Raw genomic sequence first — 15603 nt, 5'->3', positions numbered from 1 at the left:
GGCCGGCTACGGCCGCTCGAAAAGCTGCAGCACCCCGCCGACCGAGAAGCACAGCGCACCGGTCAGCGTCCCCCAGTTGGCGATGTCGACGTTGACCAGGCTTCCGGTGGCGGGACGGCTGAAGGCGGCCAGCGCCGAGACCATGAAGAGGACCGAACCGAGCTGGTTCACCGCCACGACCCACCATCCGAGGCTGCGGGAGCGGACGCACGGCCAGGGCCGATGGCAGATCTCGGCGAACGCGAGATGCCCCGAGACGAGGAACAGCACGCACCCGATGACGTCGGGAGTCCAGATCAGCCGATTGACCTGCTGGACGGTCAGGCCCTGCAGAAAGGAGTCGAGCAGGTTGACACCGAACACGAGCGTCCCGCTGAACAGGACGAACGTACTCAGCCAGTCCAGCCGCATCGGCTCGTACCCCCACCACCGCCAGCCGGCCGTGCCCAGGAATCCGCCGCCCGGGGCGTGCCGGGGCGCGTTCAGTACCTGCAGAATCGAGACATAGCCCCCGGTGCTGAAGAACAGGCCCCCGATGAGGTACACCCATGCGCTGACGGTCGGATCGCCGGAACCGAACTGCGCGACTGCGGCGCCGACGGCGAACAGCGCCCCGCCGATGATGAATGCTGCGGAAGCGACGACGTTGAGCCTGCGCAGACGGCGCAGTGCCCCGGGATCGGCGGTCGAGACCCGGTCGGCCCTGTCCCCCGGGCCCCGGACCGACAGCGTGCCGCGCTTGCGCGCCAGCCGCGAATCCCAGACCACCGTGTCCCCCTCGGGACGCCGCCAGGTGCGCCGGGTGACGAACGGTCCTGCGCCTTCGACGCTCTCCAGAGGCTGTCCCACGATCTGAGATTAGTGCCGAGGGCGACACCCGACCGTCAGCGAAACGAGGCCGCCCGGGACACCTGCTTCGATCGCCCGGCCGTACGAGTACCGCACCTCTTGGTCCCCCGTACCCGTGACCCGGGTGGTGGAATCCCGGGTGCCGGAACGGTGGTGAACACGCACAGTGGGTGCTCAGGGCGATGCGGCCGTCCGGAACGGAAGTGCGGCGAATGGCCTCAGGCACACCCGTGCACCTCGTACGAGTCGGACCCGGGCGGATGGACACCGGTCCCGGTCCCGGTCCCGGTCCCGTACGTCGTGCCATGGAGCGCCCCGGCGCCGACGCGTGAGGAGGCCCGCCATGACCCAGCCCACCCAGCCCGCGCAGTCCCCACAGCCGAGCCCCGCCGACCACGTCATCGTCCTCTTCGGAGCCACGGGAGACCTGGCCCGGCGCAAACTGCTGCCCGGCCTGTTCCATCTCGCCAAGGCGGGGCTGATGCCGCGGCGCTACCGCATCGTCGGCTCCGCCCCGGCGGCCGAGGCCCTGAGCGACCAGGATTTCCGTGCCCACGCCCGGCAGGCCGTGGCGGAGTTCGGGCGCTCGCGCCCGGAAGGCCCCGTATGGCAGGAGTTCGAGTCCGCCCTGTCCTTCGGCTCGGCCGACCCGGCGGCCCCCGAACCGCTGGTGGAGGCGGTGCGCGCGGCCGAGCAGGCCGTCGGCGGCACTCCGCGCAGGCTCTTCCACCTCGCCGTCCCGCCCGTCGCGTTCACCTCGGTGATCGAACTCCTCGGCGCCACGGGCCTCGCCCAGGACGCCCGTGTCATCGTCGAGAAGCCCTTCGGGACCGACCTCGCGTCCGCCCGCGCGCTCAACGGCACCATCCACGCCGTGTTCGACGAGTCCCGCGTGTTCCGCATCGACCACTTCCTCGGCAAGGAGGCGGTGGACAACATCCTCGCCCTCCGGTTCGCCAACGGCCTCTTCGAACCGCTCTGGAACCGCGAGCACATCAGCCATGTGCAGATCGACGTGCCCGAGCAGATCGACATCCAGGGCCGCGCGCACTTCTTCGAGGGCACCGGAACCTTCCGCGACATGATCGTCACTCATCTCTTCCAGCTGCTCGGGTTCGTCGCCATGGAACCGCCGGTCGTCCTCGACGCGCAGTCGCTCCGGGACGAGCAGGTCAAGGTCTTCCGCAGCCTGCGGCCGCTGGATCCCGCGCACGTCGTCCGCGGACAGTACACGGGCTACCGCGCCGAGCCCGGGGTCGATCCGGCCTCGGACACCGAGACGTTCGCCGCCCTGCGCGTCGAGATCGACAACTGGCGCTGGGCCGGTGTCCCCTTCCTCCTGCGGTCGGGCAAGGCACTGGCCGAGGGCCGGCACGTCGTCACCCTGGGACTGCGCGAGCCCGTCCTCGGCATGTTCCCTCTGAACGCGCGTGCGGCCGTCGACGGCCGGAGCAACGAGCTCGTCATCGACTTCGCCGATCCCGGCTCCATCACCGCCCGGTTCCTCGTCAAGGAGCCCGGCCCCTCGATGCGGTTGGCGGAGGCGGACATGGTCTTCGGCTACCGGAGCTCCTTCACCGCCGACAACTCCCTGGAGGGTTACGAGCACCTCCTCCTGGAGGCCATGCTCGGCGACCAGTCCTTCTTCACCCGCTCCGACGGCATCGAACGCCTGTGGGAGGTCTCGTCCCCGCTGCTGGACGCACCCCCAGCCGTGGAGCCGTACGCCCCCGGAACCTGGGGGCCCGACAGCATCGACGCGCTCGCCGCCCCGCACCGCTGGCACCTTCCCGACCGACGCTGATGTGATGCGCGAGGCACCGGGCGCGCGCGGTCAGAGGGGCGGGAGCCGCCGGTGCAGGAGGCAGAATTCGTTGCCCTCCGGGTCGGCGAGGACGTGCCAGTTCTCGTTGCCGGTCTGGCCGACGTCGGCGGGCCTCGCGCCGAGGGCGAGGAGGCGCTCCAGTTCGGCGTCCTGGTCGCGGTCGGTGGGGTTGACGTCGATGTGCAGCCGGAGCTTCCCGGTCCGCGGGGCGCTGCTGGGGCTGAGGACCAGGGTGGGCTGCGGGCCGCCGAAGCCGGCGTCGGGGGGCCCGATCTCGATGCTTCCGTCGTCCTCCCGGCCGATTTCGACGTAGCCGAGGACCTCGCTCCAGAAGGCGGCGAGTCGGTCGGGGTCGGCGGCGTCGACGACCAGCTCACTGATGCGGCATGCCATGCCCGTCAGTGTACGGAGCGGATCCGGGAGCCGGGCGTGGGCCGCGCGCACGGGAGAAGGACGTCCTCGCCCCGCAGCGAGAACAGCACGGCGCGGGGCGAGGATCAAGGCCGCTGCTAGGTCGCGGACGGGGTGGCGGGGTGGAAGTTGACGCGCTCGCGGACCACGGGGAAGCCTGCCTTGGCGAAGTTCGCGGCCATGGGGAAGTTCCCCCGGTCCGTGGCTCCGGTCACGGCCTCGGCGCCGTGCTCCACGAGGAAGTTGGTGCACTCCGCGAGGAGGTCGTAGGCGTAGCCGCGGCCGCGGTGTTCCGGAAGGACACCGATGAAGCCGATGGTCGGACCGGAGGGATTGTGCGCCGGGATGTGGATGCCGGCCAGGTCGCCTTCAGGTGTACGGGCGACCTGCCACCACTCGCGCGGGGACGGGCACCAGTGGAAGAAGTCGAGCTCCTCCTGGGCGGCCTGGTCGAGGCCGCCCTCCGCTATGGCCTTCAGGGCATGGGCGTCCAGGGTGACCGAATGGATGCGGCGCAGCGCGTCGAAGAAGACCGCGTCGTCCGGTTCGGCGCCGAAGACGAGGCGGCCGGGCCGTTCGGGGAGTCCGTGCTCCGGGGTCCAGCGGTAGAGGAAGCGTTCCACCAGGAGCTCGTAGCCGGCCGCCCGGGCGGCGGCGTAGCGCGTCTCGGTGGCGGCGGTCAGGTCGGGGTGCTCGCGCCAGTCGCCGGGGAGGTTGATCTCGAGCTCGACCTGCCAGGGGGCGGAGCGCAGGAGTTCGGCCCCTGCCTCCACCTCGCCCTCGGCGACGTCGAACCAGTTGACGTTGACGGGTTCCTTGTCGTCGGCGCCGCCCCACCAGGCACCACGGGCGACGACCGTGCCGTCGCGCAGGGCCACACGCTTCCAGTCGGGGCGGTGTGTGGTGCGCTCGTGGGCGGCGCGGGCGTTCAGCGGATCGGGGTGTGCGTCGAACAGGTGGGCGTCGCTCTCGTCGAGCGCGCGGATGACCAGATCGGTCATGGGTTTCCTCCGGGATGTGTACTGCGTGGTGCGCTCCCGGCCTCGGATCAGATGAACCACACCGGGGTAACGGGGAGGGAGCGCTGGGTGGTTGAGAACAGCACGGCACTCGCCTCCTTCCGTTCGTCTCGCGCGATGTGGTCCGAGGTCGGACGATACTTGATCACCGACAGTCCGTCCACGCACATTCTCGTGAACCTGGCGGCAGGGCCCGCGCGTTGGAGGAACACGGGTGCCGATCGCCCGCGTCCGCGCGGAGCGGGCGGTGTGGGCCGCACCAATCAGCGGCACCGCATCTCCGTGCCCCCCGTTATGTTCTTCGCGGTCCTGCAAGAGAGCCGCTGGCCTCAGGGCCCGGCATGGCTGTTCCCCCCTGTCGAAGGCATGACCTGGGGGGTGGTGTCACCGGGCCCGGAAGGTGCCGTCGGAGACGCTGATGAGAGGCCCGACTACCGCCCCTCCGAGCGCAACGCCCGGCACCTCGCGGGCGGCAGGTCTGCATAACGTGGATGCGCGTGTACGACATCGATGCCGAGGCCGGCACGTTCAATTCCCCGGAAGGGCTCGATGTTCGACACCGAAGACGTGGGCGTGTTCCTCGGCCTGGACGTCGCCAAGACGACCCACCACGGCAACGGGCTCACCCCCGCCGGCAAGAAGGTCTTCGACAAGCAGCTGCCCAACAGCGCGCCGAAGCTGCGGGCCGTCTTCGACAAGCCGACCGCGAAGTTCGGCACCATCCTGGTGATCGTGGGCCAGCCCGCTTCCATCGGCGCCCTGCCCCTGACCGTCGCCCGTGATGCGGGCTGCAAGGTCGCCTACCTGCCCGGACTGGCGATGCGCCAGATCGCCGATCTCTACCCGGGCGAGGCGAAGACCGACGCGAAGGACGCCGCGGTGATCGCGGACGCCGCCCGCACGCTGCCCCACGCGCTGCGCTCGCTGGAACCCGACGAGATCACCGCCGAACTGACCGTGCTCGTGGGCTTCGACCAGGACTCGCCGCCGAGGCCACCGCACCAGCAACCGCATACGCGGCCTGCTCACCCAGTTCCACCCCGGCCTCGAACGCGTCCTGGGCCCCCGTCTCGACCACCAGGCCGTCACCTGGCTGCTGGAACGCTACGGATCCCCAGCCGCGCTGCGGAAAGTCGGCAGCCGCAGGCTCGTCGAGGCCATCCGACCCAAGGCCCCCGCATGGCCGCCCGGCTGACCGACGAGGTCTTCGACGCGCTCGACGAACAGACCGTCGTCGTTCCGGGGACCGGCACCCTCGATGTCGTCATCCCGTCCCTGGCCCGTTCGCTCGGAGCCGTCCACGAGCAACGACGCGCGTTGGAGGCCCAGATCGAGGCCCTGCTGGAGGCATACCCTCCTTCGGTAGTCCTGACCTCGATGCCGGTGGTTGCGGTCAGGGCCGCCGCCGTGCTGCTGGTCACCGTTGGCGACGGCACCAGTTTCCCCAACGCCGCCCGCCTGGCCTCCTACGCCGGACTCGTGCACACCACGAAGTCGTCGGGGACCTCGATTCACGGCGAACGCGCGCCCCGAGGCGGCAACCGGCAGCTGAAACGGGCGATGTTTCTCTCCGCGTTCGCAGCCCTGCACGATCCCGCTTCCCGGACCTACTACGACAAGTGCCGAGCCCGCGGAAAGACCCACACTCAAGCCCTTCTCCGCCTGGCCCGGCACCGTATCAGCGTGCTGTTCGCGATGCTCTGCGACGGCACCTTCTACGAACCCCGCGTCCCCCGCGCTTTGGCCACAGGCAGCTCGACTCACATCAGCCTCTTGTGCCGTCCGCCCACGCCGAGACCTCCGCGGCACCCCGACGGACAGCTTCTTCCGGGTCCCGGGCGAGCTGCCCGCAGACCGCTGCGACGTCCAGCACACCGTCCGGCCCCACGAGCGCGTCATGCACCCCGGTCTGCAGCCAGTCAGCCTGGTGGTCGTCAGCCTCGGCAACCGCGAGAGAGATGAGCCTTACGGAGGCCACCGTCCCCACCCGGGCCAGCGCCTCTGCCGTCTGCCGGGTCACCGCCGTGTCCTCGACGTCCAGCAACAGCCCCACCAACGCTTCCGCAGCCTCAGGAACATCAGCGAAGGAGGCAAGGTCATGCCCGGCACGAACACGTTGCGACCACGAAGGAGACGACGCCTCAGCCAAGGCCGCCTCCAACCCACTCATCATCTCCGACACGACCAGACAGTCTCATGCCCCACGCGGAAGATCGAACCCCGGGCCGACGCTGCCCACCTGCTTGACGCTCGCCGCCCGGGCGGTCGACCTCCTGCGGGCCCAAGCCTCCGGCTGCGGGCGAGGAGTTCCAGAGCGCCAGAGCTGGAAGGACACCCCCTCCACCTACGTGGTCTGCGCACGGGACCGGGCCGTCGACCCGGGCCTCCAGCGGACGATGGCCGCGCGGTGCACCGACGTCCGCGAGTGGCGGACCGACCACTCGCCGTTCGTGGGACAGCCCCGGCTCGTCGTCGGACTCCTCCAGGAACTGCTCGCATCCGCCTTCTGACGCGGCAAGCCCACGGGGACTGCGTTTGCCGGGAATTCGGATGGCCTGCGGGGCGCCGGCCTGCGACCATCTGCGGATGCTTACCCTTGCCGACGATCTCGGCCATCTCTCCTACACCGTCACCGGCGAAGGTCCGCCCGTGGTGCTCGTGCACGCCGGCGTCGCCGACCACACCATGTGGGACGCGGTCGTGCCCGCCCTCGCGGAGCGGAACACCGTCATCCGGTACGACCTGCGCGGCTTCGGTGAGTCCGCGCCCCCGACCGGGCCGTTCAGTGAGACCGATGACCTGTGCCGGCTCCTGGACCACCTCGGCCACGAGAGCGTCCGGCTCATCGGCGCGTCCTGGGGTGGGCGGGTGGCCGTGAACTTCGCTCTGGCCCATCCCGGCCGGGTCCGGTCGCTGGCGCTGCTCGCCCCGCCGTGGCCCGGTTACGGCTGGTCGGCGGACATGGTGGCCTACGACGAGGCCGAGACGGCGGCCCTGGCCGCGGGTGATCTGGACGCCGCGGTCCGCGTGAACCTGGACATGTGGCTGCGCGGGCCCGGCCGCGGCTGGGAGGACGTCGCTCCGGGGCTGGACGAACGGCTCCGTACCCCGGTGCGGACGTCGCTGGTGAACCAGGACACGGTGGGGGAACACTCCCAGGGCGGCGCGGTGGGCGACATCGCGGCCATCGGCGTGCCCACACTGGTCGGGATCGGCCGGCTCGACGTCGCCGACTTCCAGGACATCGCCCGCCGGTACGCCGCCGGGATCCCCGGCGCCGTCCTGGTCGAGTTCCCCGCCGCGGCCCACCTCATCGCACTCGACTCGCCCACCGAACTCGTCACGGCGCTGCGGCCGTTCCTCGCCGGCTGACACGGGGACGGGGACCGGCCGAAACCCACGTGCCGCCGCGCCCTGGACGGTGCAGGATCTGTCCATGGAGCACAAGGACGACGTGGACGACAAGGTCATGGCGCGGCTCGCCGAGGCGGCGTCGTCAGGCGTTCCGGTCCGCGTCCACCGGTCGGCGATCCGTGGCGCGGACCGGCTCGACGGTTTCATCGTCGGCACGAGCGCGGCGTGGACGCTCATCGCCCTGTGCAGTGATCTCCGGCTCGACGGCTGGGCGGCGGTGCGCACCCCGGACATCACCAAGGTCGGGTGGCGCGGCGGCCCGGACTGCCTGACGGTCCGGGCACTGCGGCGGCGGGGGCGCTGGCCGGCCAGGGCGCCCGAGCCGGCGCTCGCCCTGAACGGGCTGGCGGACTTGGCCGACGGGGCTTCCCGGGCCTTCGGGCTGGTGTCGCTGCACGTCGAGCGGGACGCCCCGGGGGCGTGCTGGATCGGCGAGGTGGCCGCGGTCCGGCCGAAGTCGTTGCGGCTGCGGGAGGTCGACCCGGAGGCGCGGTGGCACCCAAGGCTGTCGAAGTTCCGGTTCGAGGACGTCACCCGGGTGGACTTCGGCGGGCGGTACGAGCGGACCCTGCTGGAGTTCGCCGGGCCCTGCCGCTGACCGTGGACCCCTCAGGCGCCCTCAGGCGCCCTCAGGCGCCGCCCGCCGGGGGTGCGGGTGCGGTGATCCGGCGGACCGATTCCACCACCGCCGCGCGGTGCTCGGCGAGCCGCTCGGCGGCCCAGCCGGTGCCCGCCGCGTCCGCCGCCGGACCGCCCACCGCGCCGAACCAGGCCTGCGACAGGCCCATGACCAGCGTCAGCACGTCCGCTGCGGGCACCGCGGCATCGATCCGGCCCGCTCCCTGCGCCCGCCGAACCGCCGCGATCTTGCCGTCGTAGGACGTGGACTCCTCGTCCGTGACCCCCGGGCGCTCCAGTTGCTTCCACAGCACGAGCCGCATCAGCGCCGGCCGCTCGACGAGGTGGTCGAAGACCGCCCCCGCATAGCCGGGCAGGTCCTCGGCGTCGAAGGGAACCGACTCCGATCCCGTCGCGAGGGCCCGCTGGAGCACGGCGTCGAAGAGCTGCTCCTTGTTGCCGTAGTAGACGTAGATGAGCCGCTTGTTCGCCTGCGCCGCCTCGGCGATGCGGTCGACGCGCGCACCCGCGATGCCGTACGTCGCGAACTCGGTGAAGGCGGCGTCGAGCAGGCGCGCCTTCGTCGCGTTGGAATCCCGTGCCATGGGCCGCAGCCTAGCAAGTAACTATCCGGTTATTGACAAACGAGCCCGACGCGTCGCAGACTCGAACTATCCAGTTAGTTACTTTCTTGCGAGGAGCACGCACACCATGGAGATTCGCGCACTGGGCGGCCAGGGGCTGAAGGTCGGCGCCGAGGGCCTCGGCCTGATGGGCATGAGCGCCCACTACGGCGCCACCGACGAGACCGAGTCCCTCGCCACCATCGACCGCGCCCTGGAGCTGGGCGTCACCCTCCTCGACACCGCCGAGGGCTACGGCCCCTTCCGCAACGAGCAGCTGCTCGGCAAGGCCCTGTCCGGCCGCCGCGAGTCGGCCGTGATCGCCACGAAGACCGGGGTCGAGTTCACCGACGACGGCTCCTTCGTCGGACACAATGCGACCCCCGAGTACATCCGCCGCTCGGCCGACCGCTCCCTGCGCCACCTGGGCACCGACCACATCGACCTCTACTACCTGCACCGCGTCGACCCGAACGTGCCGATCGAGGAGAGCGTCGGCGCCCTGGCCGAGCTGGTCGAGGCCGGCAAGGTCCGCCACATCGGGCTGTGCGAGGTCTCCCCCGCCACGATCGCCCGCGCCCACGCGGTGCACCCGCTGGCCGCCGTACAGACCGAGTACAGCCTCTTCGAGCGCGGCATCGAACACGACGGCGTACGGGACACCCTCCGCGAACTCGGCATCGGGCTCGTCGCCTACTCCCCGCTCGGACGCGGTTTCCTCTCCGGTGCCATCACCAGCCCGGACGACTTCGCCGCCGACGACTTCCGGCGCACCGACCCGCGGTTCCAGGGCGAGAACTTCCACCGCAACCTGGCCGTCGTGGACCAGGTGCGCCGGCTCGCCGCCGAGAAGGGCGTCACCCCCTCGCAGCTCGCCCTGGCCTGGACCCTCCACCAGGGCGCCGTCCCCATCCCGGGCACCAAGCGCCGCCGCTACCTGGAGGAGAACATCGCCGCCACCGCCGTGACGATCACCCCCGCGGAGCTGGCCGCCATCGACGCCGTGGCGCCGCACGGCGTGGCCTCGGGCGACCGCTACGCACCCGAGCTGATGGCCTCCCTGAACGGCTGATCCCGTGGGGGGGGGGACCCCGGCGAGCTCACAGCATGACGTGCTTGACCTGGGTGTAGTCCAGGAGGCCCGCCATCGAGAGGTCGCTGCCGTAGCCCGAGTGCCTGACCCCGCCGTGGGGCATCTCGGAGACGGTGGTGCCGTGGGTGTTCACCCACACAATGCCGGTGTGCAGGGCCCGGGTCGCGCGCATGGCGCGGTCGTGGTCCCTCGTCCACACACTGGCGGCGAGGCCGTGGCGGACGTCGTTGGCCAGGTACAGGGCCTCCGCCTCGTCCGCGAAGGGCTGCACGGTCACGACGGGGCCGAAGATCTCCTCCTGCACGATCTCGTCGTCCTGGCGCACGCCGGCGATGACGGTGGGTTCGTGGAAGAAGCCGGGTCGTGGGAGGCGGGCGCCGCCGGTGACGATCTCGGCGCGCCGCGGCAGCCGGTCGAGCAGGGACCGTACCGACGTCAGCTGGGCCGCGTTGTTCAGCGGGCCGAAGTCCGCGTCCGGCTCGTCCGGGGCACCCGTGCGCAGCTTGGCCGTCTCCGCCGCGAAGGACGCGAGGAACGCGTCGTGCACCCGGTGGTGGACCAGCAGCCGGGTGGGCGCGGTGCAGTCCTGGCCCGCGTTGTAGTAGGCGACCGCGGCGAGGGCGGCGGCGGTCGCCTCGACGTCCACGTCGTCGTGGACCAGGACCGGGGCGTTGCCGCCCAGCTCCAGGTGGACCCGTTTGAGGTCGGCGGCCGCGGCGGCGGCGATCTGCCGGCCGGCGCGCACGCTGCCGGTGACCGCGATGAGCGCGACGTCGGGGTGGGCGGTGAGCGTGCGGCCGGTGTCGCGGTCGCCGCAGACCACGTTGAACACGCCCGGCGGCAGGTGCTCGGACGCGACGCGGGCCAGCAGCGCGGACGACGCGGGGGTGGTGTCGGCCGGTTTTAGCACGGTCGTGTTGCCCGCGGCGACGGCCGGGGCGATCTTCCACACCGCCATCATCAGCGGGTAGTTCCACGGGGTGATCTGGGCGCAGACCCCGACCGGCTCGCGCCGCAGTACGGAGGTCCGGCCTTCGGTGTACTCGGCGGCCGCGAGGCCCGGCAGGTTGCGTGCGGCTCCGGCGAAGAAGCGGAGGGTGTCGACGATCGCGGGCAGCTCCTCGGTCCTGAACTGCCGGGGCGGCTTGCCGGTGTCGCCGGTCTCGGCGGCCACGAAGGCCTCCGCGTGCTCCTCGATCGCGTCGGCGATGCCGAGCAGGGCGCGCTGGCGTACGGCCGGGGTGGTCGTGGACCAGTGCGCGTACGCGGCTGCGGCGGCCGCGCAGGCGGCGTCCGTGTCGGCCCTGCCGGAGCGCGGGGCGTGGCCGTGCACCCGGCCGGTGGCGGGGTCGACGAGCTCCGTCGTCTCGCCCGAGGCGGCGGGCCGGTCGACGCCCGCCACGTGGTTGAGCACGGGGTCAGCCACGGCGCAGCGCCTCCCTGGCGGCGTCGCGTCCGGTGCGTACGGCGCCTTCCATGTAGCCGGCCACCCATTGGTCGGATCCGCAGACGTAGAAGGGGGGTTCGTGGGTGCCGTGGCGGGGGCCGACGGCCATGACGTCGCCGGGGGTCCACTGGGTGACGTACCCCTGGGTCCACGGGTCGGTGCCCCACATCCGGATGTAGGTGGCGAGCGGCCGGTGGGCCTCGTCGCCGTAGAGCCGGGCGATGTCGGCGAGGAGTTCGCGGGTGCGCAGCGGGGCGGGTGTCCCGAGCAGGACGCCGAGCCTCTCGGGCGGTACGAGGGCGGAGAGGATGCCGTGGCTCTGCGGCCAGGTGCTGCCGAGGATCCCTTCGGATTCGGAGAGGCCGCTCCGGCCGAGCTCGCGCCAGAACGGTCGGTCGTACGCGGCGACGAACTTCGCGGCGAGGGCCTGGCGTTGACGGTGCAGGGAGGCGAGCCGCTCGTCGGAGACGCCGGTGACGGCGACGTCGCGGAGCGGGCCGACGGGCAGGGCGCTGACGACGGCGCCGGCGGTGAGGGTCTCGCCGCCGGCCAGCCGTACGGAGCAGTGGCCGGGCCGGCGGACCGTGACGGCGCGGACGGGCGCGCCGGTGCGGATGCGTCCGCCGAGGGCGGCGGCCATGCGCAGGGCCACCGTGGCGGACCCCTCGGCGACCCGCAGGCCCTCCCATGCCTCGTAGTCGTAGGCGCCGGGGCCGGGGACGGCGGCGTGCTTGCGCAGGGCGGCGAGCAGGGACGTGCGCTCGTACGAGCCGTCGGCGAGGGCGAGTTGGCCGATCTCCCAGAGGCGGACGACGGCCGGGGTGGCTCCCTGGGCGCGCAGCCAGTCGCCGACGGAGGACCGGTCGAGGGCCGTCGCGTCGGGGTGGGACCAGGGGTCGGCCGGGTCGACGGTCTGGGCGAGTGTGCGGAAGGCGGCGGTGGCCTTCTGGTGGCAGGCGTCGTCGGCGGGGCCGAACCAGTGGGGCGGGTCGCCCGCGGAGACCCCTTCGGGCGTGGCGCGGGTGAGGGCGCCGGGCTCGGCGACGTAGCTGGGGACCAGGGTGAGGCCGAGTTCCGCGGCGAGGTCCAGGTAGGCGGTGTGGGCGCGGCCGACGACCTCTCCGCCGAGCTGGACCAGCCGGCCGTCGGGGAGTTCGGTCTGTTCGACGCGTCCGCCGACCCGGTCGCGGGCTTCGACGACGAGGACGTCGGCTCCGCCGGCGGCGAGGTCGCGCGCTGCGGCGAGGCCGGCCAGGCCGGCGCCGAGCACGATGACGTCGTGGTTCATGAGGGTGTCCTTCGGTCGGGGCGGCTTCAGTCCAGGACGAGGCAGTGTTCCGGCTTCCAGCCGATCTCGACGCGCTCGCCGCCGCTCCAGCGGTCCTCCCTGCGGGACCGGACGGTGTTCTGCTCCAGTACGGACACCGTGACGCCGGGGGCCAGTTCGATCAGGTACGTGGTGGTCGGGCCGCAGTAGACGGTCTCGCGGACGACGCCGGTGGCGCGGGCCATGTCCGGCTCCAGGTCGGACAGCCAGATCTTCTCGGGGCGGATCGACAGGTTGACCCTGCTGCCTTCGGGGACGGACGGCCGCTGCCCGACGGGGAGTTCGGGGCCGTCGTCGAGGACGACCCGGCCGGAGCGGTAGGTGCCGGGGACGAGGTTGGAGGTGCCCATGAAGGAGGCGGTGAAGCTGCTCGTGGGGCGCTCGTAGACGTCCTCGGGCGTTCCGCACTGCTCGACGCGGCCCTCGTTCATGACGGCGAGGCGGTCCGACATGGTCAGGGCCTCGTCCTGGTCGTGGGTGACGAAGACGAAGGTGATGCCGACCTCGCGCTGGATCTGCTTGAGCTCGACCTGCATGTGGCGGCGCAGTTTGAGGTCGAGGGCGGCCAGCGGCTCGTCGAGGAGCAGGACCTGGGGCCGGTTGACGAGGGCGCGGGCGAGGGCGACGCGCTGCTTCTGGCCGCCGGAGAGGGTGCCCGGCTTGCGGTTCGCCAGGTGGCCGAGCTGGACGAGTTCGAGCATGCCGGAGACCCGTTCGCGGATCTCGGCGCGACCGACGCCCTTGCGCTTGAGGCCGAAGGCCACGTTGTCGGCGAGGGAGAGGTGGTCGAAGAGGGCGTAGCTCTGGAAGACGGTGTTGACGTTGCGCTTGTCGGGCGGCAGGCCGGTGACGTCCTGGCCGTCGAGGAGGATGCTGCCCTCCGTCGGGTCGGAGAAGCCGCCGATCATCCGCAGGAGGGTGGTCTTGCCGCAGCCGGAGGGGCCGAGGAGGGAGAAGAACTCGCCCGGTGCGATGTCGAGTTCGACGTCGCGTACGGCGTGGGCGCCGCCCGCGCCGGGGTACTGCTTGCCGACGCGGTCGAGCCGGACCGCGGGGGTCGGGTGGACGGGCGTCGGGGTCATGGGGGTCTGGGTCTTGGGCGTCTGGGTCTTGGGCGTCTGGGTCTTGGGGGTCGGGTGCTCGGGTGTCGCGGGCATGGGTGTCACTTCCCGGAGAGCAGGTCGAGGCCGCCTCTGCGCCCGAACAGGCGCGGGATGGCGAGGGCGAGGAGGATGAGGCCGATGGAGCCGGCCAGCATCAGGGTGCCGACGGCGTTGATGGTGGGCTGCACGCCGAACCTGATCGCCGAGTAGATGCGCACGGACAGCGGTTGCGGGTCGACGCCGGTGGTGAAGTAGGCGAGGACGAAGTCGTCGAAGACGAGGGCGAAGATCAGCACCGCGGAGGCGAGGATGCTGGGCAGCAGCGCGGGCAGGGTCACCAGGCGCAGGGCCTGCCCGCGGGTGGCGCCGAGGTCCATGGCCGCCTCTTCCACCTCCGGGTTGAGGGCGGCGATGCGGGAGCGGAGGATGACCGTCACGTAGGAGATGGAGAAGGTGATCTCGGCGAGCATCACGGTGGTGGTGGAGAGGGTGATGCCGAGGCCCTTGAAGAGGAGCATCGCCGCGACGCCCGTGACGATCTCCGGGGTGATCAGCGGGACGAGCATGATCAGGCCGGCGAAGGAGCCGAGGCGGCTGCGGCTGCGTACGAGGCCCAGGGCCAGGGCCACCCCGAGGACCAGCGAGCCGGCCATGGCGACCAGGGACACCCGCAGGCTCATGCCGAGCGAGTCGAGGAGCACCTCGTCGTGGAGGAGGGCCGTGTACCAGCGGAAGCTGACGCCGTCGAGGACGGTGAGGGACTTCTGGGCGTTGAAGGAGAACAGGACGACGACGCCGACGGGGAGATAGAGGAGCACGAAGAAGAGGGCGGTGACGGCGATGGCGAAGCGGGGGCGGCGCTCGGCACCGCGCCGGCGGCGCTGCGGGGTGCTCATCGGGCGGCCTCCGCCTCGTCCTTGCGGGTACGGCGCAGGTAGCCGAGCATCCCGAGGAACAGGACCGCCATCAGCAGCATGGTGAGGGCCGAGCCGAGGGGCCAGTTCTGGCCCTGGAAGAACTTGTCCTGGATCAGGTTGCCGATCATGATCTGGTCAGGGCCTCCCATGAGCTGGGCGCTGACGAAGTCCCCCATGGCGGGCAGGAAGACGAGGACGCAGCCGGCGGCCGCTCCCTGCCGGGTGGCGGGGACGGTGACGAACAGGAAGGTGCGCAGGGGCCCTCCGTAGAGGTCGCGGCCGGCCTCGATGAGCGAGGTGTCCATGCGTTCCATCGCCGCGTACAGCGGGATGATCATGAAGACGACGAAGCCGTAGACGAGTCCGGCGATCACACCCGCGCCGGTCTGGAGGATCTTGGTTCCGTCGTCGGCGAGACCGATCGCGCGCAGGGCTTTCAGCAGCGGGCCGTCGTCGGAGAGGACGACGGACCAGCCGTACATCCGGACCAGGTAGTTGGCGAAGAACGGGACGACGATCGCGGCGATCAGCAGGTTCTTGAACCGGCCGCCGCACAGGGCGATGGCGTAGGCGACCGGGTAGGCCACGGCCAGGCTGATGAGGCAGGTGATCAGCGCGTAGCCGAGGGAGCGCAGCAGGACGGTGCTGTAGGCGGGGTCGGCGAGTGCGGTGAGGTTGGCGAAGTCGAATCCGAAGCGCGGGTTGCCGAGGGGATCGGTGGTGCCGAGCGCGAGGGTGGCCACGAGGAGGAGGGAGGCGACGAGGAATCCGGTCATCCAGAGGGTGCCGGGGAGCAGGAGCCAGGTCCACAGGCGCGGCCGGCGGGTGCGGGCGCGGGTGCCCGGCGAGGGCGCGGGCCGGGTCCGGTCCTTGGGGCCCCGGGGCGGCGGTTTCGGCTCGGCCGGGTCCTGGGGCGGCTGGAGCGCGGTCCCGGTGCGGTTGCTGCGTGTCGCCATG

The 15603-nt window shown here is 71.7% G+C and carries 13 protein-coding genes and 2 pseudogenes; 6 read left to right on the top strand and 9 right to left on the bottom strand.

From position 1 onward, the window contains the following. Window positions 1-6: 6 nt before the first annotated feature. Window positions 7-849, bottom strand: coding sequence for a hypothetical protein (locus JYK04_RS40080; RefSeq protein WP_189745013.1), 843 nt, complete (start codon window positions 847-849; stop codon window positions 7-9). A gap of 343 nt (window positions 850-1192) precedes the next feature. Here JYK04_RS40080 and zwf point away from each other — a divergent pair, with 343 nt between their 5' ends. Then, the gene (gene zwf / locus JYK04_RS40075) at window positions 1193-2653 is read left to right on the top strand and encodes a glucose-6-phosphate dehydrogenase (protein ID WP_189745010.1); all 1461 of its coding nucleotides are present in this window, start codon (window positions 1193-1195) and stop codon (window positions 2651-2653) included. Between the two features lie 30 nt (window positions 2654-2683). Here the strand turns inward: zwf and JYK04_RS40070 are convergent, their stop codons facing one another. Continuing rightward, window positions 2684-3067 (bottom strand): VOC family protein, encoded by a 384-nt coding sequence (locus JYK04_RS40070; protein ID WP_189745008.1) that lies wholly within the window; start codon window positions 3065-3067, stop codon window positions 2684-2686. Window positions 3068-3183: 116 nt separating this feature from the next. Beyond that, a complete protein-coding gene (locus tag JYK04_RS40065; protein ID WP_189745006.1) occupies window positions 3184-4086 on the bottom strand; it encodes a GNAT family N-acetyltransferase in 903 nt (300 codons plus the stop codon). 567 nt (window positions 4087-4653) lie between these two features. Here JYK04_RS40065 and JYK04_RS40060 point away from each other — a divergent pair. The 4 genes and pseudogenes from JYK04_RS40060 to JYK04_RS40040 form a co-directional block, all read left to right on the top strand. Beyond that, window positions 4654-5841: pseudogene (locus tag JYK04_RS40060) on the top strand (IS110 family RNA-guided transposase); the annotation flags it as partial. 512 nt (window positions 5842-6353) lie between these two features. Continuing rightward, window positions 6354-6614: pseudogene (locus JYK04_RS40050) on the top strand (alpha/beta hydrolase); the annotation flags it as partial. Between the two features lie 76 nt (window positions 6615-6690). Further along, complete coding sequence (locus JYK04_RS40045) at window positions 6691-7476, top strand: alpha/beta fold hydrolase (RefSeq protein WP_189745004.1); 786 nt, start codon at window positions 6691-6693, stop codon at window positions 7474-7476. Window positions 7477-7540: 64 nt separating this feature from the next. Next, window positions 7541-8116, top strand: a complete 576-nt coding sequence (locus tag JYK04_RS40040; protein WP_189745002.1) for a hypothetical protein — start codon at window positions 7541-7543, stop codon at window positions 8114-8116. 31 nt (window positions 8117-8147) lie between these two features. Here JYK04_RS40040 and JYK04_RS40035 read toward each other — a convergent pair whose 3' ends face one another. Continuing rightward, the gene (locus tag JYK04_RS40035) at window positions 8148-8741 is read right to left on the bottom strand and encodes a TetR family transcriptional regulator (RefSeq protein WP_189745000.1); all 594 of its coding nucleotides are present in this window, start codon (window positions 8739-8741) and stop codon (window positions 8148-8150) included. A 106-nt stretch (window positions 8742-8847) separates the two neighbouring features. Here JYK04_RS40035 and JYK04_RS40030 point away from each other — a divergent pair, with 106 nt between their 5' ends. After that, window positions 8848-9831 carry an aldo/keto reductase gene (locus JYK04_RS40030; protein ID WP_189744998.1) on the top strand — a complete coding sequence of 328 codons (984 nt, stop codon included), beginning with the start codon at window positions 8848-8850 and terminating at the stop codon, window positions 9829-9831. A gap of 28 nt (window positions 9832-9859) precedes the next feature. Here the strand turns inward: JYK04_RS40030 and JYK04_RS40025 are convergent, their stop codons facing one another. From JYK04_RS40025 to JYK04_RS40005, 5 genes are read right to left on the bottom strand one after another with little or no spacing between them, the layout of a single operon-like run. Then, on the bottom strand, window positions 9860-11278 hold the full coding sequence (locus JYK04_RS40025; protein ID WP_189744996.1) for an aminobutyraldehyde dehydrogenase: 1419 nt from the start codon (window positions 11276-11278) through the stop codon (window positions 9860-9862). After that, entirely contained in the window at window positions 11271-12587 is a 1317-nt protein-coding gene (locus JYK04_RS40020; RefSeq protein ID WP_189744994.1) for a flavin monoamine oxidase family protein, read from the bottom strand. The genes JYK04_RS40025 and JYK04_RS40020 overlap by 8 nt, the downstream gene beginning before the upstream one ends. Before the next feature lie 26 nt (window positions 12588-12613). Further along, window positions 12614-13792: an ABC transporter ATP-binding protein gene (locus tag JYK04_RS40015; protein ID WP_229876696.1), complete on the bottom strand. Its 1179-nt coding sequence runs from the start codon at window positions 13790-13792 to the stop codon at window positions 12614-12616. Then, on the bottom strand, window positions 13789-14625 hold the full coding sequence (locus tag JYK04_RS40010) for an ABC transporter permease (protein ID WP_189744991.1): 837 nt from the start codon (window positions 14623-14625) through the stop codon (window positions 13789-13791). Before JYK04_RS40010 ends, JYK04_RS40015 begins: the two co-directional genes overlap by 4 nt. After that, window positions 14622-15602 (bottom strand): ABC transporter permease, encoded by a 981-nt coding sequence (locus JYK04_RS40005; RefSeq protein WP_189744989.1) that lies wholly within the window; start codon window positions 15600-15602, stop codon window positions 14622-14624. Before JYK04_RS40005 ends, JYK04_RS40010 begins: the two co-directional genes overlap by 4 nt. Window position 15603 lies beyond the last annotated feature (1 nt).

This window comes from Streptomyces nojiriensis (assembly GCF_017639205.1).
Classification (GTDB): Bacteria; Actinomycetota; Actinomycetes; order Streptomycetales; family Streptomycetaceae; genus Streptomyces; species Streptomyces nojiriensis.
Note: the sequence above shows the minus strand (reverse complement) of the source record. Positions and strands in the feature narration are given on the sequence as shown.

Bases quoted from the DNA above. Each gene is read 5' to 3' on its own strand.
- JYK04_RS40030 (WP_189744998.1), top strand. From the start codon at position 8,848: ATGGAGATTCGCGCACTGGGCGGCCAGGGGCTGAAGGTCGGCGCCGAG.
- JYK04_RS40010 (WP_189744991.1), bottom strand. From the start codon at position 14,625: ATGAGCACCCCGCAGCGCCGCCGGCGCGGTGCCGAGCGCCGCCCCCGC.
- JYK04_RS40020 (WP_189744994.1), bottom strand. From the start codon at position 12,587: ATGAACCACGACGTCATCGTGCTCGGCGCCGGCCTGGCCGGCCTCGCC.
- JYK04_RS40065 (WP_189745006.1), bottom strand. From the start codon at position 4,086: ATGACCGATCTGGTCATCCGCGCGCTCGACGAGAGCGACGCCCACCTG.
- JYK04_RS40040 (WP_189745002.1), top strand. From the start codon at position 7,541: ATGGAGCACAAGGACGACGTGGACGACAAGGTCATGGCGCGGCTCGCC.
- JYK04_RS40045 (WP_189745004.1), top strand. From the start codon at position 6,691: ATGCTTACCCTTGCCGACGATCTCGGCCATCTCTCCTACACCGTCACC.
- JYK04_RS40005 (WP_189744989.1), bottom strand. From the start codon at position 15,602: ATGGCGACACGCAGCAACCGCACCGGGACCGCGCTCCAGCCGCCCCAG.
- zwf (WP_189745010.1), top strand. From the start codon at position 1,193: ATGACCCAGCCCACCCAGCCCGCGCAGTCCCCACAGCCGAGCCCCGCC.
- JYK04_RS40035 (WP_189745000.1), bottom strand. From the start codon at position 8,741: ATGGCACGGGATTCCAACGCGACGAAGGCGCGCCTGCTCGACGCCGCC.
- JYK04_RS40070 (WP_189745008.1), bottom strand. From the start codon at position 3,067: ATGGCATGCCGCATCAGTGAGCTGGTCGTCGACGCCGCCGACCCCGAC.